Raw genomic sequence first — 25512 nt, forward strand, 5'->3', positions numbered from 1 at the left:
CTGGTACCAGTTTCGATGGCGTGCGATCCTGGCACCATGACCGCCGCCGTCGAATCCGAACTCCGCCGCCAGGAGCTGGCGCGGTTCCTGCGCAGCCGGCGTGAGCGGATCACGCCCGAGCAGGTCGGCCTGCCGCTGCTGGGCCGCCGCCGGACGCCGGGGCTGCGCCGCGAAGAGGTCGCGCAGCTCGCCGGGGTCGGGGTCACCTGGTACACGTGGCTCGAACAGGGCCGCGACATCAACGCGTCCGAGCAGGTCCTGCTGGCGATCGCGCGCACCCTGCGCCTCGACCCGCACGAGCACACGCACCTGTTCCGGCTGGCCGGCGCGCCCGAGCCGGAGAGCGGGAAGGACTGCCAGGTCCTCTCGCCGCAGCTGGAAATGATGCTGAAGAAGCTCGAGCCGTACCCGGTCGCGGTGCGCAACGCCCGCTGCGACCTGCTGGGCTACAACCGCGGTTACAGCTGGCTGATGGGCGACGTCGACGCCATCCCGTTCGAGGACCGCAACACCCTCGTCCAGTGCCTGCTCAACCCGCAGTGGCGCGAGCGGATGCTCGACTGGGACACGAACATCCCGCGCGTCATCGCGTCGTTCCGCGCGGCGATGGCCGAGCACGTCGCCGAGCCGGCGTGGAAGCAGCTGGTCAAGCGGCTGAAGGCGGAGTCGCCGCTGTTCGCCGAGCTCTGGCCGCACCACGACGTCAACTCCGAGCCGATCCGCACCAAGCGCTACCTGCACCCGGACGTCGGCCTGCTGTGCTTCAACTTCACCTACCTCTACTTCGGCCGCCGCTCGGAGATCACCGTGTCGACCTACACCCCGGCCGACGCGGAGACGGCGGCGAAGCTGCCGCTCATGGCCGGCTGACTACGGCACCCGACGTACGCGGAGAGTCGCTTCAGGACGGACGCGGGCGTCGCCGCCGACCGGTAGCTTTCGCGGTATGAGACGGCCGCCGCAGTCAAGCCTGTCCCCGTGGGTGGGGCGGGTGGTGCGCACGGTCGTCGTCACGGTCTTCGTGCTCGGCGCGACCAGCGGTGCGTCACGCTGGCAGCCCGGTTCGCCGCCGATGACGCCGGTCGCCGGCGCCTGGCTCGTCGCCACCACGCTGACGCTGCTGCTCGTCCACCGCTTCCCGCTGACGCTCTTCCTGATCACGACGGCGTCCGCGTTCGGCTACTACGCCTCGGGCTTTCCCGGCGGGCCGGTCATCGTCGTGCCGACCATCGCGTTGTTCGTGCTCACCCGGCAGCGCGGCCCGCTCGTCGCCGGGATCACCGGCGCCGGCGCGCTGGCCGTGCTCTACCTGGGCCACATCGTCACGTCAGGGTCGTTCGTGCTGGCCGTCGGCGCCGGTTTCCTCGTCGTCTGGCTGGTCGCGGTGATCGGGATCGGCACCGCCGTCCGGTACCAGTTCGCCGCCGTCGCGGCCCGGCGCGAGCAGGCCGACGAGCACCGGCACCGGCTCGCCGAGCAGGAGCGGCTGCGGATCGCGCGCGAGGTGCACGACGTCGTCGCGCACAGCCTCGCCATGATCAATGTCCAGGCCGGCGTCGCCGCGCACGTCGCCGACCGGCGGCCCGAGCAGGCGAAGGAGGCGTTGCTCAACATCAAGGAGGCCAGCGCGTCCGCCCTCAAGGACCTGCGTGCGACCCTCGCCGTCCTGCGGTCGGGGGAGGACAAGGCGCCCGCGCCGAGCCTCGCCCAGGCCGCCGAGCTGCTGGCCCACGCGCGTGACGCCGGGCTCACGGTCGACGTCCACGGCGAGGTCGGCGAGCTCCCGGCGCCGGTCGACGCGGCCGGGTACCGGATCCTGCAGGAGTCGCTGACCAACGTCGTCCGGCACGCCGACCAGGCGCGCCACGTCGACGTCCGGTTCGGCCGGCCGGCGGGCGCCTTCACGCTCCGGGTGCGCGACGACGGCCGCGGCACGGTGACACCGACGCCGGGCCACGGCCTGCGGGGCATGGCCGAACGCGCCGCGGCGCTCGGCGGGCGCTTCACGGCCCAGCCGCTCGGCGACGGTTTCGAAGTGTTCGTCGAGCTACCGATCGAGGGAGACGCATGATCCGCGTCCTGCTGGCCGATGACCAGGTGCTGGTCCGCGCCGGGTTCCGGGTGCTGCTGGAGACCGAGGACGGCTTCGACGTCTGCGGCGAGGCGGGTGACGGCGAACAGGCCGTCGCGCTCGCCATCGCACACAAGCCGGACATCGTCGTGATGGACATCCGGATGCCGGGCGTCGACGGCCTCGAAGCCACCCGCCGGATCTCCGCGAACCCCGAGCTCGCCGGGTCGAAGGTGCTGGTCCTGACCACCTTCGACATCGACGAGTACGTCTACGAGGCTCTTCGCGCGGGTGCCAGCGGGTTCCTCCTGAAGGACACCGAGCCGGTAGAGCTGCTGCGCGCGCTGCGCGTCGTCACGAGCGGGGAGGCGCTGCTGGCGCCGACCGTCACGCGCCGGCTGATCCAGGAGTTCGTCGGCCGCCCGGAGAACCGGCGGATCGACACCAGCGCCGTCCGGGAGATCACCGACCGCGAACGCGAGGTCCTCGGCCTGGTCGCGGGCGGGATGTCGAACGACGAGATCGCCGCCCACCTGGTGATCTCGACGGCCACCGCGCGCACCCACGTCAGCCGCATCATGACGAAGATCGGCGCCCGCGACCGCGCCCAGCTCGTGGTGCTCGCCTACGAGTCCGGCCTGGTCAGTCCACGTCGGCCGTGACGCCGGAGCGGCGCAGCGCGACGAAGACGTTCAGCACGAAGACGACGAGCACCAGGCCGGCGGACAGCCAGAACCCGAGCCGCAGGTCGACGGCGGCGGTGGCTTCGTCGTCGAGGTTGGCCTGGCTCGTCGACAGCGTCGAGACGGTGGCCGCGATCGTCCGGGTGTAGTCGGTGAGGTTCCGCAGCGCGAACACCTCGGTCACCACGAGCAGCGCGGCGGCCGCGCCGGCGACGACGACCGCCGTCAGCGCGCGGACCTTCGGCGTCCGCGGCAACGCCGTTGCGATGCCGAGGACCAGCAGCACCGCGGCGACGATCGCGAGGACCTGGACCAGGCCCGGCATGTCGAACTTGTCCGCCACGGCCGTCTGCTGCGCCGGGGTCAGGCCGAGGCCGTCGATCCCGGTGAACTTCTCCTGGCCGGAGGCCAGATCGGCGCCGGAGTAGGTCACCGCGGCCCGGGTGCCGTCCGGCGCGTCGCAGGACGCGGCCAGGCACGGCAGGAACAGGAAGAGCAGCAAAGCGAGCAGGAAACCGGCGGGGGTGATCCGGCGCGTCACGAGCTTGGGCACGCCGACGACCCAACCACAGCTCAGCCGCGCTTGACCCGCCGGACCAGGCGAACCGCCCGCACCAGGAACACGACGGCGAGGACGGCCACCAGGCAGATCCAGATCACGGCCCCTCCTCTCCCGGACGATGCTCTGTTCAGAGGGCGTCCGGGAGGGGGAGGGGGTTCATCGACACGGCCTAAGTCACACCTTCGGGCTAGGCCCGAAGCCGATCAGTTGTTCGTGCGCTCCGTCGGCGGCGCCTTCTGGACCTGGGCGGTCAGCAGCGTCTTGAACGAGGCGAGCGTCGCGTCCTTCGACGGGCCGAACGAGTCCACGATGACGACGCGGTTGTAGAGGACGTAGACCGCGCGGTAGACCTGCTGGCTGCTGTCCGCCGCCGAGAACACCTGGACCCCGTGCAGGGACAGGTTGCGGTTGGCGGTCAGGCCGCCCTCCTGCTCGGCGTTCGCGTACTCCGCCGCCACCGCGGACGCGGCCTGCGCGTTCGGCAGCTCGAGCGCGAACAGGCCGAGCGTGACGTCGCCGTCCTTGGTCGTCTTGAGCAGGCCGTCGGTCATGCCGCCGGACTTGAGCTTCTCGATGACCGTGGTCGGCAGGTACTTGGCCGACTGCAGCTTGTCCAGGTCGAACTCGCCACCGCCGGCGCGGGTCGTGCCGGCCGGGGTGACCAGCGCGGCGGAGTTGTCGCTCGGCTCGGGCTTGGCCGCGGGCGGCTCCGGCAGCGGCTTCACCGTCGGGGCCGGCGGCGGCTGCTGGGTGGTGCTCTGCTGGGCGACCGGCGGGGTGGTGCCGTTGTCCTTGATGAACAGCGCCCAGACGCCGTAGCCGAGGCCGGCCACGACCAGGACGGCGATCACGGCGAAGGCGATCTTCTTGCCCTTGCCGGACGACGGCTGCGTCTGGAAGCTCTCCGGGCCCTGGCTGATCCAGTCCGCGTTGCCCGACTGCGACATCGGCGGGAAGTCCGAGCCGCCCCACGGCGGGCTGACGTCCTGCTGCTGCGCGCCCCACGGGTTCTGCTGGCTCTGCTGCGGCGGGCGCTGGAAGCCGCCGGCCGGGGACTGCTGGCCGTACTGCTGCTGGGGGAACCCACCGGCCGGGGACTGCTGGCTGTACTGCGGCTGCTGTTGCTGCTGCCACTGCGGGACGACCTGGGTCCGCTCGCCGCCCCCGGCGTCGGTGGCGGAGACGACCTGCGTCGCCTCGGCCGCGTCGGCCTGCTGCTGCGGCGCGGGCGGGCTCACCGGTGCGATGATCTGGGTCTCGGAGGCGCTGTCGCCCATCGGCTGCTGCGCGGGCTGAGCGGGGGCGGCCTGGCTGTCGCCGGTCGTGACGGCCATGGACAGCACCCGATCACGCCGCGTCCGGTATTCGTCGGCCGTCAGGTTTCCCGCCGCCAGCTCCTCGTCAAGCCTGCGCAGCTCTTCCTGCCAGGTCACCCCGGTACCCCCTTCGGGTAGATCGCCTGCGAAATCGTGCGAGTGTATGGGTGCAGCCGCGTGACCGCACGGAGTCATTGTGCACGGGTGTGCTCACCTGTTCGTCGCCCACCACCCCGTCGTTACCTTCGGGTGGCGCATCCCGCTTCCCAGGTCACCTGGGGTGTTGCGCGAGCACGGCGGCGAGCTGGTCGATGGTCTGGTTCCGCAGCAGCGGGGACGATCCGCCGATCACGCTCCGTTCGACCAGTTCGAACGTGATCACGTCCCGGTCGGCGAACAACCCGGTGAGTTCCTGCGCGTTGCTCTGCGCCGTCGTCTCGGCGTGCACGATGGTGACGTCCTGGCAGGTCGCGGCCAGGAACGGGCTCGCGAACTGGGTGAACGAGTCGGCCACGACGGCGGTGTTCTGCCCGATCGAACCGGCCGGTTTGGCGCCGTCCGGCTGGGTCAGGTGCAGCGGCGTCTTGAAGTCGCTGGCGATGTAGCGGGTGCGGTCGGCGCCGCCGTCGGTGGAGAGGCTGTAGGTCGTCAGCTTCCGCTGTTCGTCGCGGCCGAGCACCCGGGCCAGGTCCGCCGGCCACGGCCGGGTGCCGTTCGGCGCCGCCTGCCAGCGGACCGTGCTGCCGGGCTGGATGGACTGCCCCAGCGCGTACGTCATGACCAGGCCGCCGTCGAACGACCAGTGCGTGTCGTTCGGGTCGTACAGCGAATGGCCGGTGCGCTTCTCGGCGTCGGCCAGGGCGGGCCGCAGGTCGATCGCGCCCGCCTCGCGGGGCACGCGGTTCCAGAACTCGGCGGTGCGGGCCTGGGCGCACGGCTTACCGACGTAGTTGTCCGGCAGGTGCGACGGCTCTTCGCTGTACTTGTCGGGCGCGATGACCAGCTCGAACTTCCGCCCCGAGTTCTCGACGGCGGCGCGCAGCTTCCGCAGCGCCGCGACGACGTGGTCGGTGTCCATCACCGGCCGGCAGCGGGCGTTGACGTCCTCGCCGAGGTACATCCAGCCGTCCTTGCCCGGGAGCACGGTCGGGTAGACGTAACCCGGGACGTCGCCGGTGCTGGGCTGGCCCTGGTCGACGCCGACGGTGCCGCCCTCGTGGCTGGTGCCCTGGCCGGACCCGGGCGGGTCGCCGAAGACGCCGGTGCTGATGCCGTCGGCGGCCTGGACGCCGGCCTGGCGCAGCGGCAGGTGGTCGGTGGCCCAGCCGGCCATGCCGGTGAAGAAGCCCCAGCCGTCGCCCAGGCTGGGGAAGTCCCGCAGCGGCCGGTTCTCGAAGGCGGTGGGGTGGACGCCGACCGCGGAGAGCAGCAGCGGCGTCACGAAGAAGAAGGCCGCGCAGGCGAGGGCCGTGCGCTGGCGTTTGCTGTGCCGGGGCCGGTAGAGGTTGTGCTCCTTCGGCAGCCAGGACTCCGGGGTCCTCGGCAGGCCCGGGTCGGTGGGCAACTGCGACGGAGGACGGGAGGACACGGCCGTATCCTAGCGCCGGGCCGGAGCGTGGCGGCCCCGAACAGGTGAACGCGAGGGGACGTGCGATGAACGGTGGCCGAGGGCCGGGCTACGACCAGCGGCTGGCCCGGGAACGGGACACCTTCGCCGACCAGGAGGACATCCACGGCAACCTGCCGCCGTCGGCGCACCGCTGGTCCAACAAGCACGTGCGGCCGAAGCTCGACGCGCTCGGCGTGCCGGGCATCGACGAGCTGATCGTCGGCCAGATCGCCGAACGCGCTCAGCGGCTCGACCGCGACACCGTCGTGCTGTCGCTGGGCAGCGGCAACGGCGACCAGGAGCTCGGCTGGCTGCGCGGGCTGGCCGAGGCCGGGCTGGACAACGTCCGGCTGCGGCTGCTGGAGCTGAACCCGGACATGCAGGCCCGGGCCGAGGCGGCCGCCCGCGAGCAGGGCGTGGCCGACCGCGTCGAGCTGATCACCGCGGACTTCAACACCTGGCGGGCCGACGCCGAGCACGACGTCGTCGTCGGGTTCCAGGCCCTGCACCACGTGCTCGACCTCGAACACCTCTACGCGCAGATCACGAGCAGCCTCACGCGGGACGGCGTCCTGGTCGTGCACGACATGATCGGCCGCAACGGGCACCGCCGGTGGCCGGAGGCCCTGGAGGTCGTCGACCGGATCTGGGCGACGCTGCCGCCGGAACTGCGCCGCAACGCGCTGACCGGGCAGGTCGACGAGCAGTTCGTCGACATCGACTGCGCGGCCGACGGCTTCGAGGGCATCCGCGCCCAGGACGTCCTGCCGGTGCTGCTCGACCACCTGCACCCGAGCCTGTTCCTGCCCTACGGCAACGTGATCGACCCGTTCGTCGACCGGATCTACGGCCACAACGTCGACCTGGACAACCCGGGGCACGTCGAGCTGCTCGACCAGGTCGGCGTGCTCGACGACGCCCTGCTCGACCTCGGGGTCGTCACCGGGACGCGGCTGACCGCGCTGTTCCACCCGACGCCGCAGCCGCTGCGCGTGCACGGCACCCGGACGCCCGAACGGTCCGTTCGCGACACCCGCGTCGTCGATCCGGCGGGTCGCGCGTCGTTCCGCCCCGGCGGCACGGGTGGTGAGCGGCTCGTGCGCGGCGCGGGGATCGTCACCGGCCGGATCAACGGGCTCTACCACGACGACTGGGCGGCGCCGTCGATCGAGTTCCCGCTGCTGCCGACCACCGCCGTCGGTGCCCTGGAACTGCGCACCTACCTGCCGGACGACGCCACCGAGCACGGCGGCGTCACCGTCTCCGTGGACGGCGTCCCGGTCGCGAAGGCCGACGTCGGACCGGGGCTGGTCGAGCAGGTCCTGCCGGTCCGGCTCGACGCCCACCGCCAGGTGCGGCTGTCCGTCGACGCCGACTGGTCGCTGACCGCCGGGCTCGGCGGCGACCGGCGGACGCTGTCCTACATCCTCGTCGGGCTGTCGCTGCTCGAACGGATCGAAAACTGAGGTCCGGCCCGGCGGTGCTGGTCGGGCCGCTAATCTGCCCGGCATGGGCAAGGGGACTGGCGCCGAGCGGCTGATCGACTGGACCGGCGAGCGGTGCGTGCCGTGGACCGACGACCTCCAGGTGATCTACGAGCACTACCACCGCTACGCGTTCGCGGCCCGGTTCGTCGCCGGCAAGCGCGTCCTCGACCTGGCCAGCGGCGAGGGCTACGGCGGCGCGCTGCTGGCGCGCACGGCCGCCGAGGTCGTCGGCCTCGAGATCGACCCGCGGACCGTCGAGCACGCCCGGACCCGCTACCCGGGCTCGCGCTTCGAGGTCGGCTCGATCACCGACCCGAAGGCCCTCGACGGCGAGACGTTCGACGTCATCACCTGCTTCGAGGCGATCGAGCACGTCGACGCGCAGGACAAGCTGATGGAGCTGGTGACGGCCCGGCTCGCGCCGGGCGGGGTCTTCCTCTGCAGCACGCCGGACATCGAGGTCTACACGCACGACCACGGCAACGAGAACCCGTACCACGTGCACGAGCTGACCGAGTCCGCGTTCCGCTCGCTGCTCGCCGGCAGCTTCGAGCACGTCGTGGTGCTGCGCCAGAACGTCGCCGTCGGCTCGCTGATCCACGACGGCGGGGCCGGCTCCGGCGCCGAGGTCCTCACCGTCCAGCAGGACGACGCCGACGGCTGGGTCGTCGAAACCGGCGCGCCGCACACCTACTTCGTCTCGGTCGCCTCCGCGAAGCCGATCGACGTGCCCTCGACGTCCGCCATGGTCGACCCGAAGCTGACGCTCGTCGCGCGAGCCGCCGCCGAGGCCGGCCGGCTGCGTGACGCGCTGGGCCGCACCGAGGCCGAGCGCGCGCAGGCGAGCGCGTCCGTCGCCGAGCTGACCGCCCGGCTGTCGGAGGTCACCGCCGCCGAGCGGCTGACCGCGACCGAACGCGACGAGGCGCTGCGCCAGGCCGAGCGCGCCCGCGAAGACCGGCAGCGCGCGGCCGGCGAGCTGAGCCGCCTGCAGCGCAAGTCCGGTTACGACAGCGAACGGCTGGAGTGGCTGGCGAGCAACAACTCCGGCCTCTCCGAGACCATCGGCCGGCTCGCCGCGGAGAACGAGAAGCTGCGCTCCGAGACGTCCGCGCTCGTGCAGCGCGCGATCGGCAAGTACCGCGGCTCGATCGAGAAGTTCGCGCCCCGCGGCACCCGCCGTCGCGACCTCTACGAGACGACGCTCGGCCGCCCGGCCGGCGTCCTGCCCGGCCAGCCCGCCGCGGTGCCCGGCCCGGTCGCGGTGACCATCAGCGACCAGCCGATCGTCAGCGTCGTCATCCCGGTCTACGGCAACTGGCCGTTCACCCGCGGCTGCCTCGACTCGATCCAGCGGCACCTGCCCTCGACGCCGTTCGAGGTCATCGTCGTCGACGACGCCTCGCGCGACGACTCCGCCGACCGCGTCGCCGGCTGCGCCGGGATCCGGCTGGTCCGCGCGCCGAAGAACCTCGGGTTCGTCGGCGCCTGCAACCTCGGCGCCGAGAACGCCCGCGGCGACTTCATCTTCTTCCTGAACAACGACACCGAGGTCACGGCGGGCTGGCTCGACGAGCTCGTCGGCGTCGTCGAGACCCGCCCGGACGTCGGGCTCGTCGGCTCGAAGCTCGTCTACCCGGACGGCCGGCTGCAGGAGTGCGGCGGCATCATCTGGGCCGACGGCACCGGCTGGAACTACGGCAGGCTGCAGTCACCGGACGCGCCCTGGTACCAGGCCCTGCGCGACGTCGACTACTGCTCCGGCGCGGCCCTGCTGGTCCGCCGCGACCTGTTCGAGCGCGTCGGCGGCTTCGACACGCGCTTCTCGCCCGCCTACTACGAGGACACCGACCTCGCGTTCGCCGTGCGGGCGGCCGGGTACCGGACGATGGTCCAGCCCGCGTCGGTCGTCGTGCACCACGAAGGCATCACCAACGGCACGGACGTCTCCTCCGGCGTGAAGCGCCACCAGGAGCTCAACCGCGGCGTCTTCGTCGACAAGTGGAGCGTCCAGCTGCGCGACCACTTCCCCGAGGCGAGCCCGCGCGCGGTGTGGGCCGGGCGGCAGCGCACGAAGGACGGCCACCGCGGCGGCACCGTGCTCGTCGCCGACCACCAGGTGCCCATGCCGGACAAGGACTCCGGCTCGGTGCGGATGTTCCGGATCCTCGAGCTGCTCGTCGGGCTCGGCCACCGCGTCGTGTTCATGCCGCTCAACAACGCGCTCCCCGAGCCGTACGCCGGCGCGCTGTACCGCGCGGGCGTCACGGTCGTCACCGGGCTCGGCGAGCAGCAGGAGTTCCTGCGCGAGGCCGGCGCCGACCTGAAGCTGACCATCCTGTCGCGGCCGCACGTCGCGTGGCAGCTGCTGGAGCAGGTCCGCGAGCACGCGCCGGACTGCCTCATCGCCTACGACACCGTCGACCTGCACTTCGTCCGGCTCAACCGGCAGGCCGACCTGGCCGCGCGGCTCGGCGACACCCGCGAGGAGCTGACGCTGCGGCGCCGCGCCGAGGTGCTGCGGGAGTCCGAGCTGGGCCTGACCCGCGCCACCGACGTCACCTTCGTCGTGTCCGATGTGGAGCGTGCGCTCCTGGGCGAGCTCGTGCCGTCGGCGCGGGTCGAGGTGCTGTCCAACGTGCACCACGCCGACGGCTCGGTGGCCGTCCCGGAAGGACGGTCGGGGGTGCTGTTCGTCGGCAGCTTCGACCACCTGCCCAACCGGGACGCGGCGCGCTGGCTGGCGACCGAGATCATGCCGCTCGTGCGGCGCCGCCGGCCGGACGCGGTCGCGCAGATCGTCGGCAGCAACCCGCCGCAGGAGGTGTTCGACCTCGAGCGTGACGGCGTCGTCGTCCGCGGCTGGGTGCAGCACCTGGACGGCGCCTACCGCGAGGCCCGGGCCGTCGTCGCGCCGCTGCGCTTCGGCGCCGGCGTCAAGGGAAAGCTGGGGGAGAGCCTCGGGTACGGCGTTCCCGTGGTCGCCACTCCGCTCGCCACCGAGGGCATGCACCTGACGCACGGCCGGGACGTCCTCGTCGGCAGCACGGCCGAGGAGCTCGCCGAGGAGATCGTCACCTTGCTCGACGACGACAAGCTGTGGCAGCGGCTGTCCGAAGAGGGCAAGACCGTGGTGGACCGCCTGTTCGGCGCGGACGTCGCCCGCCGCACCCTGGAAGGCGTGCTCGACGGGTCGTGATCAGCTGGGCGGCAACGCCTTCTGGAACACGGCGAGCGCGTTGTCCAGGCTGGTCTTCAGCCCGGCCTTGTCCTGGTCGAACGGCAGGGACGCCCAGAGCACGACGGCGACCTTGCCCGAGGTGTACCAGGTGCCGTCCATCCGCTGCTCGCCGCTGCGGCCGCTGACGATCTTCCCGTCGGCGGCGAGCGGCTTGAACCCGCCGGCGTCGGCGGCGGCGCGGAGGTAGTCGACGACGGCCTTCGCGCCGTCCTCGTTCTCCGTCGGGATCGCGTAGGCGAGGAAGCCGGTGTCGCCGGAGTTCGACGCGCGGTAGACGAGCTGCGTGACGCCGTGCTGCGAGAAGACCTGCGCGGTCTCCTTGGGGTAGAGGTTCAGGTCGAGGCCCTTGGCCAGCGACATCGTCGAGCTCTCCGGGTGCTGCACGCCGGGCAGCGGCGGGACCTGGTCCTCCAGCTGCGGCTGGGCCGCTGCGGCCGGCGGCTGCGTCACGCTCGGCGTGAACGTCGTCAGCGCGTTCGGCGCCGGGTCGTCCTTCCCGAGCCACATCGTCCCGCCGATGATCATGCCGAGCACGACCAGCACGCCGAGGGCGATGAACGGCCACGTCGTCCAGGTCCGCCCGGACGACTCCTCGTCGTCGACGCCCCACCGGTGCTTACCGGGGCCCTCGTCGTCCGGCTCGGTCTCGTGCTGCTGGGTCTCGCCGCCCGGCGGCGTGATCGGCGGGAACCGGCTGCCGGGCGGCTGCTCGACCTGGCCGTCGACCCGCAGGTAGCGGGTCGGGGTGATGTCGGCCGGGCTCGGCGCGGTGGTCATGTGGTCCGGCAGGGCCGGCACGCTGCTGGTCGACATCGCCTTCGGCAGCCCGGTGCGCTGCCACGGCGGGTGCGGCCGCTGCGCGTGCGCGTGCGGCACCATCGGCCGCGGCGACTCCATGCGCTGCGGCGGCGGGCCCTGCGGGGCCGGTGCGGGGTGGCCGGCGGGGTTGGTGCTCCGCCAGGCTTCACCCGGACGGCGTAGCGGGGACGGAACCGGTGACGGAACCGTCGAACCGGAGGCCTGTGCGAGCAGCTCGTCCCGCTGTTTGCGGTGGTCAGCGGGCTCGATCCGACCTTCGGCAAGCTCCGCGTCGAGGCGGCGAAGCTCTTCCTGCCAGCTCATCCTTGGACCCCCATCCACCATTCGGGGCATCAGTCTGGCACGGGCTGCCGACCAGCGAGGTTGCGGTTTGAGGTTGATCGGCAACGTAGCGCAAGTCGCCGGATTTCGGGAGTCCCGCCGGCCAACCTCACCGCGTCACCCGTCAGGCCCCCGAAACTGTCGTACGTATGTTCTAAAATTGGCGTTGTACAGGGGAGATGCCGCTCGCAACCGCGGGTGGTGTGATGGAGGAAGGCAGGGCCATGGCCTACATCACCCTGCCCACATTCGTGGGCTACAGCGCCAGTTCCGGTCCGTCGCGGTCGTCGTTCGTGCGGCGCCAGCGGCGGTTGTACGAGGACCCGGCGCGAGCCGCGTTCAACTACTACCGGCGGGCGGCCAACGCCGTGCGGTCGGGACGCGCGGCGAACCAGGACGAAGTGGCGCTCCGGGCGCTCGTCAACGCGGCGGACGAACGGACGAAGCCGCACTACAGCGCCATCGCAGAGGGCTGGCTGCGCTACCTCGGCCGCAAGTCGCCCCGGCTCATCGAGGTCGGCCGCGGCCGCTGCCGGCTGGGTGACCTGGAGATCGGTGTCAGCCCGCAGATCGGGCTCCGCAAGAGCGACGGCCGGCGCTACGCGACCTGGCTGTACTTCAAGGAGGAAACGCTGACCAAGTCGTCGGCCCAGCTCGCGTTGTGGGTGCTGGAGCAGGCGATGCCGGACATCCTGCCGGGCGGCGAGGCGCTGGTCATCGACGTCCGCCGGGCGAAGGAGTTCCAGCTGACCCCGCGCGACCGCGAACGGCTGCGGCCCTGGGCCCGCAGCGAGGCCTCGGCGTTCCTGACCCTCTGGGACGTCGCCTGAGAGCGGGGGAGGCGCTGGTTTCGCTCAGTGCCTCCCTCGCACGCGTCTTTCGGGGGTTCCGGGTGGCGGAGCCCCCGGCCGGGGCGAAGCCTCGGATATGACAGCATCGCCCCGAGCTCAGGGGGGCGACGAATGAGACTTGTCGCGGGCAGGTACGCGATTTCGGCCGAACTGGGCCGGGGCGGAATGGGCGTCGTCTGGCGCGGCGAGGACCAGTTCCTCGGGCGGCCGGTGGCGCTGAAGGAGCTGGCCACGCCGCCGGGCGCGTCGCCGGTGCACCTCGAGCGCGTCCTGCGCGAGGCCCGCACGGCCGCGCGGCTCACCCATTCCGGCGTCGTCACGGTGTACGACGTCGTCAGCGAAGACGGCGCCACGTTCATCGTGATGGAGCTGGTGATCGCGCCGACGCTGGCCGACGTCGTCGGCCGCGAGGGGCCGCTGGCGAACGAGCGCGTCGCCGCGCTCGGCCTGCAGGTGCTGAGCGCGCTGGAAAGCGCGCACGCGGCCGGGATCGTGCACCGGGACGTCAAGCCCAGCAACATCATGGTGCTGCCCGGCGACCGCGTGAAGCTCGCCGACTTCGGCATCGCGCGGGCGATGGACGACCCGGGCCTGACCCAGACCGGCGGCATCATGGGCTCGCCCGGTTACATGCCGCCCGAGCTGTTCGCCGGCGCCGGCCCGTCACCGGCGTCCGACCTCTGGTCGCTCGGCGCGACGCTGTTCCACGCCGCCGAAGGCCGGGCGCCGTTCCAGCGCACGACAACGGCCGCGACGCTGCACGCGATCATGTACGACCGGCCGGTGCTCGAACGCTGCCGCGGCCCGCTCGCCGACGCCGTCCTCGGGCTGCTCACCCAGTCCACTTCGGACCGGTTGACCGCGGCCGGAACGCGGCGCCTGCTGGAATCCGCGCGCACCGGCACGCAGACCCGGGTCGTTGCGCAGACCCGGGTCGTGGAGCCGGCCGACCTGCCGACGACCACCTTCCAGGCGGTGCCGGCCACCGCGGACCGGAAGCGGCGGCTGCCGCTGGTGCTGACCGGGGTGGCGGTCGCGGTGATCGCCGCGCTCGGCGCGATCTTCCTCTTCAAGCCGGACAGCTCGACGCCGGTGGTCGCGGGCGCGCCGGGCCCCACGCCGACGTTGTCCGCGCCGCCGACGACCACAAAACACAGCAGCAGCAAGAAACCCACGCCGTCCGCGAGTTCCACCACGCCGTCGTCGACCGCGGGGAAGCCGGAGCCGGTCAAGGTGCCGCTGGTCCGCTTCCACCACCCGGAAGGCGGCCACTTCAGCGGGACGAAGAAGGTCGGTGCGCCGGCCGGCTTCACCAAGGAAGGCCTCTTCGGGGAGCTGGTCGCGTCGGCCGAGCCCGGCACGCGGAAGCTGTTCGCCTGCAAGGTGAAGGACAAGAAGGACTGGTTCACCTCGCCGGACCAGAGCGGCAAGTGCGAGGGCCAGCAGGCGCTCGGCCTGCTCGGCTACGTCTACGCCGACCCGCCGACGTGGTCCGGTTCGCGGGCGCTCTACCGCTGCAACGCGGGCGCGAGCCACTTCGACTCGCTGGACGCCGGCTGCGAAGGCAAGAAGAAGGAATTCCTGCTGGGCTACGTCGTCGTCTGAGCCGGCTCGCCACCACTCGCCGTCGCCGACGCAGGCCCCATGCACAGGGACGACCCGTATGGTGACAACCTGACAGAACCCACCCGGTCGAGTGACACAGTTCGCGAGGAGCGGACGAGGACTGGACAAACCGGAGGCCGAACACGAAGCTTTCGCGTGTTCTTTCGTGCCTGGCCAAGTCAGAGGTCGAAAAGTGAATGCAGCCTGGGAAGCCGTCTCCCGCGTCGCCGACGAGCCCGCCTGGTACTGGGTGTACGACAAGCTGGCGTTCTTGCCGAGCACCTACGCCCACGCCTGGCCCGGGTTCCGCGAGCCGGCGCCGTCGCGCACGTGGGACCTGTCGCCCGGCGACCTGGACCGCGGGTCGGCGGAGTTCCGCCTCGGCCCGTACGCGGTCGACGAGCACCAGGTCGCGAGCATCGCGCTGGCCGCGTTCCGCGAGGTCTGCGGCCCGGAAGACTGGCTGTGGGCGCTGCACTGGCAGCACCAGTCCTACCGCGTCCGCCCGCACCGGATGACCCCGGGCGCGCGCTGGCCGGTGCCGGTGTTCCCGCGTGCGGACTACCACCTGTTCCTGGCCCCGGACTTCTCCTACGGCACCCTCGGCCACCCGTGGGAGCGCACGCTCTGCGTGTTCGGCGAGCCCCTGGTCTCGGCGTTCGAGCGCCTCGGCGAAGGCGCGCTGGGCAACGTCCTGCGCCGCGACGGGAAGCCGTCCGCGCTGGCCCGCTGAGCCCGGCATCTGCGCTGGTTGATCTCTTGCTACCGTTGTGCAGGTGTTCGAATACCACGGCTGGGTGACCATCCAGGCGACCGCGAGCGGCGATGACGACGCGGCGCTCCTGGAGCGCCTGGTCGACCGCGTGCACCGCGCCATCCGCGACGCGGGCGACTTCGACCTGGTCGACCTCCGCTGGAGCGCGGGCATGCCGATGCTCCACTTCGGCGGCTTCGACAAACACGGCGGCGAGCTGGCCCCGGACCTCCTGGAGATGTTCACCAGGGTCGGCGAGCTGGCCGCGGGCTCGTACGGCCTCCTCCACGTCTGGGACGACCAGGACACCGAGCACGACAACGACTTCCGCGTCTACCGCATGGCCCGAGGCCAGGTGACGGAGCGCGAAGACCCACACCTGACCCCGGTGGCCCCGACAGTCCTGGACGTCTACGAGCTGTAGCCGCAGTCCTCGCCCAGCGCCGCCGCCGGATCCGCTTGCACGGCGCCGCTGTCCACAGGCCCGCTCGAATGTGGACAAGCCCGCCGGATCCCGTCTCGTCCCCCGGCTTTGTCGGCGGCCCCCGATACGCTGGAAGCGGGGCCGCCCCCCAGGGAGGGTGGGGGCTGCTTACGCGCGCGGGGGTTGTGTAGCCGCATCGCAATGCGGGCTGAGTAGTACTGCTCAAGACACCCGTGGCCCCGTGGCGAGACCGTGGTCGCATGACCAAGTCCGGTTCGTCCGCAGCGTCACCCACCACCACCGCGTTCTACGCGCAGGCCGCCCTCTCCTTCGGGCTCGCCCTGGCCGCCGTCACCGGCGGGATCGTGTACCTGCCCGTCAACGGCTGGGTTCGCGGGTTCCTCGCCCTCGGCATGCTCTACCTGGTCACCTCGGCCTTCACCCTCGCCAAGTGCGTGCGGGACAGACAGGACGAGACCTCGGTCGTCTCCCGCGTCGATCAGGCGCGGCTCGACAAGCTGCTCGCCGAGCACGATCCCTACAAGACCACCGTCTAAACGGGGAACGGCCACCCTCGCGAAAGAGGGTGGCCGTCCGCAAAACTCAGTGGCGCGGTACCCGCGGCCGGCCGCCCGGCTCCTGCTTCGGCGGCTTCTGGCCGGTGCCCGGGAACGTCGGCGCCGGCAGGTTCGCCGCCTCGTAGCGCGACAGCGTCAGCGGGCCCGACGTGTCCGGCAGCACCGGCGGCTGGGCCTTGTGGTCGTTGAAGCGGAACGCCGAAGTCATGTCGCCGAAGGTGCGACGGCGCCACTGCGAGATGTTCGGCTCCGCCACGCCCGTCACCTTCTCCAGGAACTGCAGCGTCGACGTGTGGTCGAAGTTCTCGCTGCACACCCAGCCGCCCGCGGTCCAGGGCGAGATGACGATCGCCGGGACGCGGTAGCCCGCGCCGACCGGGAGGCCGTTGCCCGGGGTGCCGCCGGGCGAGGTCTTGGTGACGAACTCGCCCGGCGTGCCCGCGGGCGGCGTCGGCGGGACGACGTGGTCGAACAGGCCGTCGTTCTCGTCGTAGTTGAGGATGAAGACCGTCTTGGCCCAGACTTCCGGGTTCGCCGCGATCGCGTCGATCTTCGACGCGACGAACGCCGCGCCCTCGGCCGGCGTGTACTGCGGGTGCTCCGACGCCGTCGAGGTGCAGATGATCCAGGAGACCGTCGGCAGCTTGTCGTTGCGCGCGTCGTACTCGAACTGGCCTTCGGGGCGGTGCGTGAGGCCGTTGACCGCCAGCGGCGAGCCGGCGGGCGCGTTCTTGAAGTTCGCGAAGTTCTCCAGCATGTTGCAGCCGTAGGTGTCGGTCTGCTCGTACACCTTCCAGCTGACGCCGGCCGCCTGCAGCCGCTCCGCGTACGTCGTCCAGGTGTAGCCGCCGGCCGGCGCCTTGTTGTCGAGGATCGGGCCGCCGTACTCGCCGTCCGGGTCGATCGTGCCGGTCATCCACATCATCCGGTTCGGCCAGGTCGGGCCGAACACCGAGCAGTGGTAGCTGTCGCAGATGGTGAACGCCTCGGCGAGCGCGAACTGGAACGGCAGGTCCGCGCGGGTGTGGTAGCCCATCACGTACGGGCCGTTCTTGCCGTCGGCCTTGCGGTGCGCCGGCAGCCAGCCGTCCATCTTGCCGCCGTTCCAGGCGTCGTGCTGGACCTGCCAGGCGTGCGACGTCGACGGGATCTTCTGCGCGTTGGTCGCGTGCGTGTCGAGGTGGAACGGCAGCGCGTAACCCGCCGGGTTCTCGGCGTCCGGCTGGTAGAACACCGGCTTGCCGTTCGGCAGCCGCGCGGCGTGCGGGTCGCCGAACCCGCGGACACCCGACAGCGTGCCGAAGTAGTGGTCGAACGAGCGGTTCTCCTGCATCAGCAGCACGACGTGCTCGATGTCGCGCAGCGAGCCGTGCTTCGGGGCGCCCTGGGCGAGCGCGCGCTGGACGTTCGGGGGCATCAGGGTGGCCGCGGCCGCGGTGGCGGCGACCCCGGCAGCAGATCCGAGAAGACGACGACGAGTCAGTTCGGTCATGGCTGACACCTTCGTTTCCCGGTTGTCACCCGAAAAGGTGGCAACCGGGAACGCGAGCGGAACACGAAGTGAAAACCGCTGCCGAACCGGTACGAACCAGGTCAGAAAGTAACGTCCGAGCACTGGTAGAACGCGTTGGCCGTGTCGGCGATGTCCCAGACGGCGAGGATCATGTGCCGCCCGCTCTTGCCGGACGGCAGCTTGCCGCTGTGCGACACCGAGCTGCCGGGCCGCTGCCCGTTGAAGGGCACGGTCAGGAACGGCGTGGTGTCCAGCTGCGCCCGGGTGAGCGGCGCCGAGGGGTTCCAGCCGTTCTTGGTGACGAAGTACCGGAACGACGTCGTCGCGTGGGACGCGGTCAGCGTCCACTTGAACGTGTAGGTCGCCCCGCTGGTGAGCTTCGTGGCCGGCCAGGTGCCACCGCGCTGGTCGTCGAGTTCGGCGAAGCGCGAGACGCCGGCGGAGCAGAGCTTCCCGTCGGCGGGGCCGCCGCTGGGGAAGTTCTTCGGGCCTTCGGTGCTCTGCGGTTCGTACTGGATGGCGCCGCAGTTCGTGACGGCGCCGGTGCTGCACTTGTACGCCCGGCTGGGCGGGGTGGTGGTGTAGCCGTGGCCCCAGGCGACACCGGTGAACAGGAGCGGAAGGGCGAGAGCGGCTGCGACGGCGAGGACGAGCTTCTTGACCATGTGACTCCTCTCACAACAGGTACCCCAGAAGTGTGAAGAATTCACGGCAATGGTTCAGACCACTGTCCGGCCGAACTTCGCAGGCGGGGTACTGGTGCCATTGGTCCAGACAATGGACCGAAAGACGCAAGGAGTAGCACCCACCGGAACACCGGAGGGCAGCGACAGGGGAGCCCGAGAGAGCGCGGTAGCCCCGTAAGTCCAAGGAAGGCACCGTGGGGGTCCGGGGGCTCGGCCCCCGGGTGAAACGGCGAGAGGGCTGTATCGGCGCTTTCTGCCGATACAGCCCTCTCGCACTCGAGCGGATGACGGGATTCGAACCCGCGACCCTCACCTTGGCAAGGTGATGCGCTACCAGCTGCGCTACATCCGCGTACAGCATCCTTGCGGCTGCTGTGAGATGAACTCTATACCCTGCCTGAATTGCTCCGATGAGCGGGTCCCCCGGTGCCCTGACCCGGTGCTTCGGTGTCACAGCTGGCGTACAAGGGGTGACGACGGCTGATTCCCTCCGTATGGTGTCCCCATTCGACCGAATGGGGAGACCTTCGGGGAGGAGGTGCCGGGCCGGATGACCGAGCTGGGCACTGTGCCGCCACCAGCGGCCTCGGAATCCGACGAGCAAGCGCTGCTGCATCGACTTCGAAACGGTGAGGACGCCGCGTTCGGGGAGTTGTTCGAGCTGCACGCCGCCGCCGTCCGGAGACTCGCGCAGAGCCTGGCGTCCGACCGGTCCGAGGCCGAGGACATCACCGCGGAGACGTTCTTCCGCGTGCTGCAGGCACTGCGCCGCGGGTCCGGTCCCCGGGACTACGTCCGCGCCTACCTGCTCACCGTCGCCCGCCGGGTGTCGTGGGAGTGGCACGGCGCCCGCCGCGACGTCCCGGTCTCCGACGACGAGCTGAACTTCCGCGCCGGCGCCGGGGCGGACACCCACGCCCGCACCGCCGAGCACACGCTGATCACGACGGCGTTCACCAGCCTGCCCGAGCGCTGGCGAACCGTGCTGTGGCAGACCGAGGTCGAGGGCGAGCAGCCCGCCATGGTCGCCACCCACTTCGGGCTGAGCGCCAACGCCACCGCGGCGCTGGCCCGCCGGGCCCGCCAGGGGCTGCGCGCCGCCTACCTGCAGGCCCACCTTTCGGTGAACCGCGGGCCGGACTCGTGCCGCGCGGTCGTCGAGAAGCTCGGCGGCTTCACCGCGGGCAGCGTCACCGGGGCCGAGGCCGAGCGGATCAAGGCGCACCTGCACGGCTGCCCGTCGTGCCGCGCCACCCAGGACGAGCTGCGCGACGTCTGCTCGTCGCTGCGCGCGCACGCCGGCGTGCTGGTGCTGCTGGTGCCGGCCGCGGGTGCCGCGGTCAGCGGCAGCGGCGTGCTGGCCGGGCTCGGCGCCACCGTCAAGGGCGTCCTGGTCGGCTCGAAGGTCAAGATCGGGCTCGCGCTGGCGTCGACCGCGGCCGTGGGGGCCGTCGGCGTCGCCGCCGGGCCGGTGCTGTTCGGCTCGACGCCGGTGCAGGACGTCGGGCTGACCGGCGGCGCGCCGGAGCTCGTGGTCGCGCCGCCGAGCGAGACGCACCAGCAGCCGCCGCCCCAGCCGCAGCAGGACCCGCGGATCGGCATCGGCGTGCTCAACGGCCGCGGTACCGGGATCACCGTCCCGGGCCGGGCGGCCCGCAGCACCGGGCACCGGCAGCTCGGCGCGAACGAGGTGCCGAGCGTGCCGGGCGGCGGCGACGTCCCGGGCGGTACCACCTCCGGGGACACCGGCAACGGGACCGGCGGGCTCGTCGCCCCGCGCGACGACGAGGAAGCCCCCTCGACGTTCAGCGCGCCCGACCACTCCTCGACGTCGCCGCGGCTCGACACGGAGACGCCGAGCCCGGACCTGACCATCACCGAGTCGAGTGACCCCGACGACCCGGACGAGCCGGAGAGCGCCGACGCGCCCGAGCTGTCGTCGACGGACCGCCCGACGGGTTCGCCGACCGTGACGACCAAGCCGGAGCCCTCCGGCGGCGACTCCGCGACCGCGGAACCCTCGACCTCGGTGACGCCGACGTCGGGGAAGCCGTGCCCGAGCAGCAGCACCGAAGTCACCGATTCGGGCGAATCGTCGGATTCGACCGCGTTCACATCGTCGGGCTCCTGAACAGCGGTGATCAACTCCGCGCGGCGGGATGTCCGATTCCGCTCTCGCGCGGGTGTGGCCGCGCAAGGTACCGTTGTGCTGCTCATCTTGCGGGCGGCCCGGGAGGCTACTGAATGAACCGGCTGGTGCGCGGCGAAGACGGCCGCGACTGGGTGGTCCGTGCCCAGATGGAATGGCGGGCCCCGGCCACGGCCGACGACTTCGAGCACGACGTCGCGGGCAGCTACGGCCCCGGCATCGCGATGATCGTCGTGACCGTGCTGCTGGCCGTGATCCTCGTGGTCTGGACGCCTGACCAGGTCAGCGTGCCGGCGTGGGTGCTGCTCGGACTGCTGCTGATCATGCTGTTCTTCCCCCTGCGGTGGATCCTGCGCCGGCCGTGGACGGTCGTCGCGGAGACCGAGGGCGACATGACCGGCGACCGGCCGTCCGAGCGCTGGGTCGGCACCATCCGCGGCATGTTCACCGTGCAGGGCGAGGTCAAGAAGATCTCCAAGACCATCCAGCGGCACTCGCTGCCGGACTTCGACGGGCCGCTGCACCCGGTCGAGTAGCCGGTACCGGTTTGCGGCCGAAAGGGTGAGACTGGGGGCATGCCCGAGCTACCCGAGGTCGAAGCGCTGGCCCACTTCCTGCGGGAGAACGCGGTCGGCCGGACGATCTTCCGGATCGATGTCGCATCGTTGAGCGTGCTGAAGACGGCGACCCCGCCGTGGACCGACCTGCACGGCCGCGAGATCACGGGCGCGACCCGGCACGGCAAGCACCTCGACGTCGTCGCCGGTGACCTGCACCTGGTCGTCCACCTGGCCCGCGCGGGCTGGCTGCGCTGGTCGGACGGGCTGTCCGCGACCCCGCTCAAGCCGGGCAAGGGCCCGATCTCGCTGCGCGTGCACCTCGAGTCCGCCACCGGGCCGGGGTTCGACCTGACCGAGGCCGGCACCAAGAAGGGCCTCGCGGTGTGGATCGTCAAGGACCCGCAGGAGATCGCGAGCGTCGCCCGCCTCGGCCCGGACGCGCTGGCGCTGGACGCCACGCAGCTGCGGGAGCTGTTCGCCGGGAGGAACACCCGGCTGAAGTGGGCGCTGACCGACCAGTCGCTGCTCGCCGGCATCGGCAACGCCTACTCCGACGAGATCATGCACCGCGCGAAGCTCTCGCCGTACGCCACGATCGGCAAGCTCGACGAAGGCGCGCTGGAGGTCCTCGCCGAGGCGATCCACGAGATCGAGTCCGACGCCGTCGAGCGCTCGGTCGGCCAGAAGGCGGCGCGGCTCAAGGGCGAGAAGCGGTCGGGTCTGCGCGTGCACGCCCGCACCGGGCTGCCGTGCCCGGTCTGCGGCGACACGATCCGCGAGATCTCCTTCGCCGACAAGTCGTTCCAGTACTGCCCGACCTGCCAGACCGGCGGCAAGCCGCTGGCCGACCGCCGGATGTCCCGCCTGCTGAAGTAGCGCCGGCGGCGCGTGACACGTGTGGTCACGGCGTCACGGTCCGGATTCCCCCGTTCGGCCGCACGTGCTGCGCCACCGCGCGTGCGATCTCGGCGGCCCGTCGGCCGGTGCCCGCCGAAAGGGCGTTCTTCCTGGTCATATCCCCGGATGTGGTGGAACAAGACGCCGCGTCCGCGTGTTGCGCACGGTGACCGGGGTGGCCGTTGTCCGACTCTTAGTAGGGTCGTCCCCACCCTCGGTCGTCACGTTTGAACAGAAAGTGGGATCAGGCCTTGCACCCGGTTGGTCGAGCGCAGAGCATGGACGCCGTGTCCGGGTTTCCGCTTGCGCAGATCGTTCCGTGGGGCCTCGCGGTGCTGCTCGGCATCGCGGTGATCGTGCTGCTGTTCAAGCAGCGGAAGCCGGCCAGCGTCGTCGAGGACGCCATGCTGCAGGCGGTCCACCGGATGTCGAAAGCCGCGCCGAACCTCCGCTCGGGCCTGGACGAGGACGCCGCCGACAAGATCACCACCCAGCTGCTGCAGATGCTCGACTGCGTCGCCGTCGGCATCACCGACAGCGAGGGCACGCTGCTGTCGTGGGACGGCGAGGCGAACGAGCACTACGTCGACCTCGTCGACGCGATCAGCGCGGCCATCCGCAAGCACCGCCGGGAGGTCGTCGCGCACGACCGGATGCCCTGCAACCACCGCGGCACCTGCCGGATGAAGACCGCCGTGATCGTGCCGCTGCTGGTGGAGGGCGAGACCGAGGCGGCGCTGATCGTCGTCGGCCGGACCCGCGGGCGGCTGGTGCAGATGGCCGACGCCGTCGCGCAGTTCGTCTGCACGCAGTTCGAGCTGTCCCGGCTCGACGAGTCGAAGCAGCAGCTGCAGCAGGCCGAGATCAAGGCGCTGCGCGCGCAGATCTCGCCGCACTTCGTCTACAACGCGCTGAACACCATCTCCGCGCTGATCCGCACGGACCCGGAAGAGGCGCGAGAGCTGCTTCAGGACTTCGCCGACTTCACGCGCTACTCGTTCCGTTCGTCGGGCATGTTCACCTCGCTCGCCGAGGAGCTGCGCAACATCGACCGCTACCTGACCATCGAGAACGCCCGCTTCGGCGGCCGGCTCGAGGTGCGGATGAAGATCGCGCCCGAGGTGCTCAGCGTCGTCGTGCCGTTCCTGATCATCCAGCCGCTGGTCGAGAACGCGGTCAAGCACGGCCTGGCCAGCAAGCCCAGCGGCGGCTGCGTCACGGTGATCGCGCAGGACTACGGCACCGAGGCGCTGATCAGCGTCGAGGACGACGGCATCGGCATGGACCCGCGGCGGCTGAAGGACGTCAAGAACGCGCACAGCGCCGGCGCCCACGTCGGGCTCGGCAACATCAGCCAGCGGATGCAGCAGGTGTTCGGCAGCGACTACGCGGTGATGGTCGAGACGGCGCCCGGCGCCGGCATGAAGGTGACGCTGCGGGTGCCGAAGTTCGTCCCCGGCGTCCGCCCGAACATGCCGGACTACAGCTCCGACAACGACAGCGCCGACGTCCCGTCGCAGGGCGTTCCGGCGCAGCTCAACGGCGCCGAGGCGAACGGCGTCAACGGCACCCGGTCCGGCATCCTCCCCATGGGCTGAATCCGGCTAGCCTGGCCTTATGAGCGTTACGGACAAGCTGGCTTCGCGGATCCCGGGTCTGGCCGACCGGGTCGAGCGCAAGGACGTCGTGGCCGTGGTGAAGCTGCACGGGGTGATCACGCCGTCGCCGTCACCGCTGGCCAGGGGCGCGATCAACCTCAACGCGGTCGAGTCCGCACTGACCAGGGCGTTCGGCCACGAGCGGCTCAAGGCCGTCGCGCTGCTGATCAACTCGCCGGGTGGCGCGCCGACGCAGTCCGGCCTGGTCGCCGAGCGGATCCGGCAGCTGGCCGACGAGAAGGGCGTGCCGGTCCTGGCGTTCTGCGAGGACGTCGCCGCTTCCGGCGGCTACTGGCTGGCCTGCGCGGCCGACGAGATCTACGCGCACCGGACGTCGATGGTCGGCTCGATCGGCGTGATCAGCGGCGGCTTCGGCTTCACCGGGCTGCTGGAGCGCTTCGGCATCGAGCGCCGGCTGCACACGGCGGGCGCGAACAAGTCGCGCCTCGACCCGTTCTCGCCGGAGAAGCCCGAAGACGTCGAGTGGCTGAAGAAGATGCACACCCAGCTCCACGACCTGTTCGTCAGCTGGGTGAAGGACCGCCGCGGCGACCGCCTGACCGACACCGAGGACCTCTTCACCGGCGACGTCTGGCTCGGCGCGAAGGCCGTCGAGCTGGGCCTGATCGACGGCCTCGGCAGCCTCCGCCAGATCATCACCGAGCGCTACCCGGAGGCCGACATCTCGGTGGCCGAACCGAAGCGCCCCCTGCTGGCCCGCCTCGGCATCGGCGCCCCGGCCGCCGCATCCGCGGTGCTCGACGCCGTGACGCAGAAGGCCGCCTGGTCCCGCTTCGGTCTCTGACCGAGCTTCAGCTCACCGGCCTCGGGCATAGGGCTTGCGAAGACTTCTGAAAAAGTTCAGAATTGAGCCATGGCCACCACCGAGGTGCAGTGGAGTGAGCTGCAGCGTGATCCCAAGAGCGTCGCTGCGCTCGCCGACGAGGGCGACGTGAGGGTTCGTCGTCGCGATGGTGCTGCCCTGCTCCTGACCAGGGAGGACCGGGCGAACTCGGCGTCGGAAGGCTCGGTGGCGGCGGCGCGTGCGCTGCGCAACGTGCTGGCGCACCTGCCGCACGACGTGGCGGCGATGGCTCTTCTCGAAGAGTTTCCGTGGGTGGACGTCCTTCCGGAGGCGGAGCAGGCGCAGTTCGTCCACGACTTCGCGCGCGCCTTTCAGGCTTCCGCGGAGCTCGGGCAGTGGTCGGTCCTCGCCCAGACGATCACGGAGTGGCGCAGCACCGCCGCCATTCACGCCGATCCGGTACTCGCCGGCAAGCTCAGCGGCCCGATCGAGGAGGACTTCGGTCCCGTCCCGGGCCCCACGGACGTCTGAGCGATGCCCGCAAAACGCGGCGATCGCGTTGCTCCGCCGGCGCGACCTGGTGGCTGGGAGGCCCGCTTCGCGACCTCCGAAGCGGCGAAGGGCTGGGAAGTCCTCTGTCAGGCTGCGAAGTCCAATACGTGGGAAGCGTGGATCGTCCTCACCGAACGGCCGACGGCTCCGGAGAATCCGGCGCGCCAGCACAAGCTGAAGGGTGCCTTCGCCACGCGTGAGATCGGTGGCCGGGCACTCGATCAGTGGCAGTACGAAGTAACTGCGGGCGGCCGGATCTGGTACTGCCCCGATCCGAGCAGGCGGACCGTCTGGGTGGTCTTGGCGAGCACCGGGCACCCGAAAGGCACCGAGTAGCCGCGTCGCCGGTGCTCTCGTAGCCGTCGAGGTCT

The 25512-nt window shown here is 71.3% G+C and carries 23 protein-coding genes and 1 tRNA gene; 17 read left to right on the forward strand and 7 right to left on the reverse strand.

The annotated features are described in order from the left end of the window. Positions 1–36 precede the first annotated feature (36 nt). From MUY22_RS12840 to MUY22_RS12850, 3 genes are all read left to right on the forward strand, one after another. Entirely contained in the window at positions 37–870 is an 834-nt protein-coding gene (locus MUY22_RS12840) for a helix-turn-helix transcriptional regulator (RefSeq protein ID WP_247059778.1), read from the forward strand. Between the two features lie 76 nt (positions 871–946). After that, the gene (locus MUY22_RS12845) at positions 947–2071 is read left to right on the forward strand and encodes a sensor histidine kinase (RefSeq protein ID WP_247059780.1); all 1125 of its coding nucleotides are present in this window, start codon (positions 947–949) and stop codon (positions 2069–2071) included. Beyond that, positions 2068–2733 carry a response regulator transcription factor gene (locus MUY22_RS12850; RefSeq protein WP_247059782.1) on the forward strand — a complete coding sequence of 222 codons (666 nt, stop codon included), beginning with the start codon at positions 2068–2070 and terminating at the stop codon, positions 2731–2733. Before MUY22_RS12845 ends, MUY22_RS12850 begins: the two co-directional genes overlap by 4 nt. On the opposite strand, the gene MUY22_RS12855 is transcribed toward MUY22_RS12850, so the two are convergent. From MUY22_RS12855 to MUY22_RS12865, 3 genes are all read right to left on the reverse strand, one after another. Then, the gene (locus MUY22_RS12855) at positions 2714–3307 is read right to left on the reverse strand and encodes a hypothetical protein (protein WP_247059785.1); all 594 of its coding nucleotides are present in this window, start codon (positions 3305–3307) and stop codon (positions 2714–2716) included. The two genes, MUY22_RS12850 and MUY22_RS12855, sit on opposite strands and share 20 nt — an antisense overlap. A gap of 212 nt (positions 3308–3519) precedes the next feature. Continuing rightward, positions 3520–4749: a DUF1707 domain-containing protein gene (locus MUY22_RS12860; protein WP_247059787.1), complete on the reverse strand. Its 1230-nt coding sequence runs from the start codon at positions 4747–4749 to the stop codon at positions 3520–3522. Between the two features lie 154 nt (positions 4750–4903). Beyond that, complete coding sequence (locus MUY22_RS12865) at positions 4904–6220, reverse strand: hypothetical protein (protein ID WP_371827609.1); 1317 nt, start codon at positions 6218–6220, stop codon at positions 4904–4906. 65 nt (positions 6221–6285) lie between these two features. Here MUY22_RS12865 and MUY22_RS12870 point away from each other — a divergent pair, with 65 nt between their 5' ends. Beyond that, positions 6286–7707, forward strand: a complete 1422-nt coding sequence (locus tag MUY22_RS12870; RefSeq protein WP_247059789.1) for a trans-aconitate 2-methyltransferase — start codon at positions 6286–6288, stop codon at positions 7705–7707. Positions 7708–7750: 43 nt separating this feature from the next. Beyond that, positions 7751–10927: a glycosyltransferase gene (locus tag MUY22_RS12875; protein WP_247059790.1), complete on the forward strand. Its 3177-nt coding sequence runs from the start codon at positions 7751–7753 to the stop codon at positions 10925–10927. On the opposite strand, the gene MUY22_RS12880 is transcribed toward MUY22_RS12875, so the two are convergent. Continuing rightward, positions 10928–12091, reverse strand: coding sequence for a hypothetical protein (locus MUY22_RS12880; RefSeq protein WP_247059791.1), 1164 nt, complete (start codon positions 12089–12091; stop codon positions 10928–10930). A gap of 242 nt (positions 12092–12333) precedes the next feature. Here MUY22_RS12880 and MUY22_RS12885 point away from each other — a divergent pair, with 242 nt between their 5' ends. From MUY22_RS12885 to MUY22_RS12905, 5 genes are all read left to right on the forward strand, one after another. After that, on the forward strand, positions 12334–12939 hold the full coding sequence (locus tag MUY22_RS12885) for a hypothetical protein (protein ID WP_371827671.1): 606 nt from the start codon (positions 12334–12336) through the stop codon (positions 12937–12939). Positions 12940–13071: 132 nt separating this feature from the next. Continuing rightward, a complete protein-coding gene (locus MUY22_RS12890) occupies positions 13072–14565 on the forward strand; it encodes a serine/threonine-protein kinase (RefSeq protein ID WP_247059793.1) in 1494 nt (497 codons plus the stop codon). A 193-nt stretch (positions 14566–14758) separates the two neighbouring features. Continuing rightward, positions 14759–15298 (forward strand): DUF2716 domain-containing protein, encoded by a 540-nt coding sequence (locus MUY22_RS12895; RefSeq protein WP_247059794.1) that lies wholly within the window; start codon positions 14759–14761, stop codon positions 15296–15298. Between the two features lie 43 nt (positions 15299–15341). Next, positions 15342–15743 (forward strand): immunity 7 family protein, encoded by a 402-nt coding sequence (locus MUY22_RS12900; protein WP_247059795.1) that lies wholly within the window; start codon positions 15342–15344, stop codon positions 15741–15743. A gap of 260 nt (positions 15744–16003) precedes the next feature. Continuing rightward, positions 16004–16300: a YiaA/YiaB family inner membrane protein gene (locus MUY22_RS12905; protein WP_247059797.1), complete on the forward strand. Its 297-nt coding sequence runs from the start codon at positions 16004–16006 to the stop codon at positions 16298–16300. A gap of 46 nt (positions 16301–16346) precedes the next feature. On the opposite strand, the gene MUY22_RS12910 is transcribed toward MUY22_RS12905, so the two are convergent. The 3 genes from MUY22_RS12910 to MUY22_RS12920 form a co-directional block, all read right to left on the reverse strand. Further along, complete coding sequence (locus MUY22_RS12910; RefSeq protein ID WP_247059799.1) at positions 16347–17813, reverse strand: phosphocholine-specific phospholipase C; 1467 nt, start codon at positions 17811–17813, stop codon at positions 16347–16349. A gap of 101 nt (positions 17814–17914) precedes the next feature. Continuing rightward, positions 17915–18499 (reverse strand): lytic polysaccharide monooxygenase, encoded by a 585-nt coding sequence (locus MUY22_RS12915; RefSeq protein WP_247059800.1) that lies wholly within the window; start codon positions 18497–18499, stop codon positions 17915–17917. Between the two features lie 300 nt (positions 18500–18799). Further along, positions 18800–18872, reverse strand: a tRNA-Gly gene (locus MUY22_RS12920). Positions 18873–19070: 198 nt separating this feature from the next. Between MUY22_RS12920 and MUY22_RS12925 the strand changes: the two genes are divergently transcribed. From MUY22_RS12925 to MUY22_RS12955, 7 genes are all read left to right on the forward strand, one after another. Further along, positions 19071–20651: a sigma-70 family RNA polymerase sigma factor gene (locus MUY22_RS12925; protein WP_247059801.1), complete on the forward strand. Its 1581-nt coding sequence runs from the start codon at positions 19071–19073 to the stop codon at positions 20649–20651. A gap of 113 nt (positions 20652–20764) precedes the next feature. Next, positions 20765–21205, forward strand: a complete 441-nt coding sequence (locus MUY22_RS12930; protein WP_247059802.1) for a DUF983 domain-containing protein — start codon at positions 20765–20767, stop codon at positions 21203–21205. Positions 21206–21244: 39 nt separating this feature from the next. Then, positions 21245–22105, forward strand: coding sequence for an Fpg/Nei family DNA glycosylase (locus MUY22_RS12935; RefSeq protein ID WP_247059803.1), 861 nt, complete (start codon positions 21245–21247; stop codon positions 22103–22105). 299 nt (positions 22106–22404) lie between these two features. Beyond that, entirely contained in the window at positions 22405–23724 is a 1320-nt protein-coding gene (locus tag MUY22_RS12940) for a histidine kinase (protein WP_247059804.1), read from the forward strand. A gap of 19 nt (positions 23725–23743) precedes the next feature. Then, positions 23744–24589, forward strand: coding sequence for a S49 family peptidase (locus MUY22_RS12945; protein ID WP_247059805.1), 846 nt, complete (start codon positions 23744–23746; stop codon positions 24587–24589). Positions 24590–24658: 69 nt separating this feature from the next. Next, positions 24659–25120, forward strand: a complete 462-nt coding sequence (locus MUY22_RS12950) for a hypothetical protein (protein ID WP_247059807.1) — start codon at positions 24659–24661, stop codon at positions 25118–25120. 3 nt (positions 25121–25123) lie between these two features. Continuing rightward, on the forward strand, positions 25124–25477 hold the full coding sequence (locus tag MUY22_RS12955; protein WP_247059809.1) for a hypothetical protein: 354 nt from the start codon (positions 25124–25126) through the stop codon (positions 25475–25477). Positions 25478–25512 lie beyond the last annotated feature (35 nt).

It is taken from the genome of Amycolatopsis sp. WQ 127309, from assembly GCF_023023025.1.
Lineage (GTDB): Bacteria > Actinomycetota > Actinomycetes > Mycobacteriales > Pseudonocardiaceae > Amycolatopsis.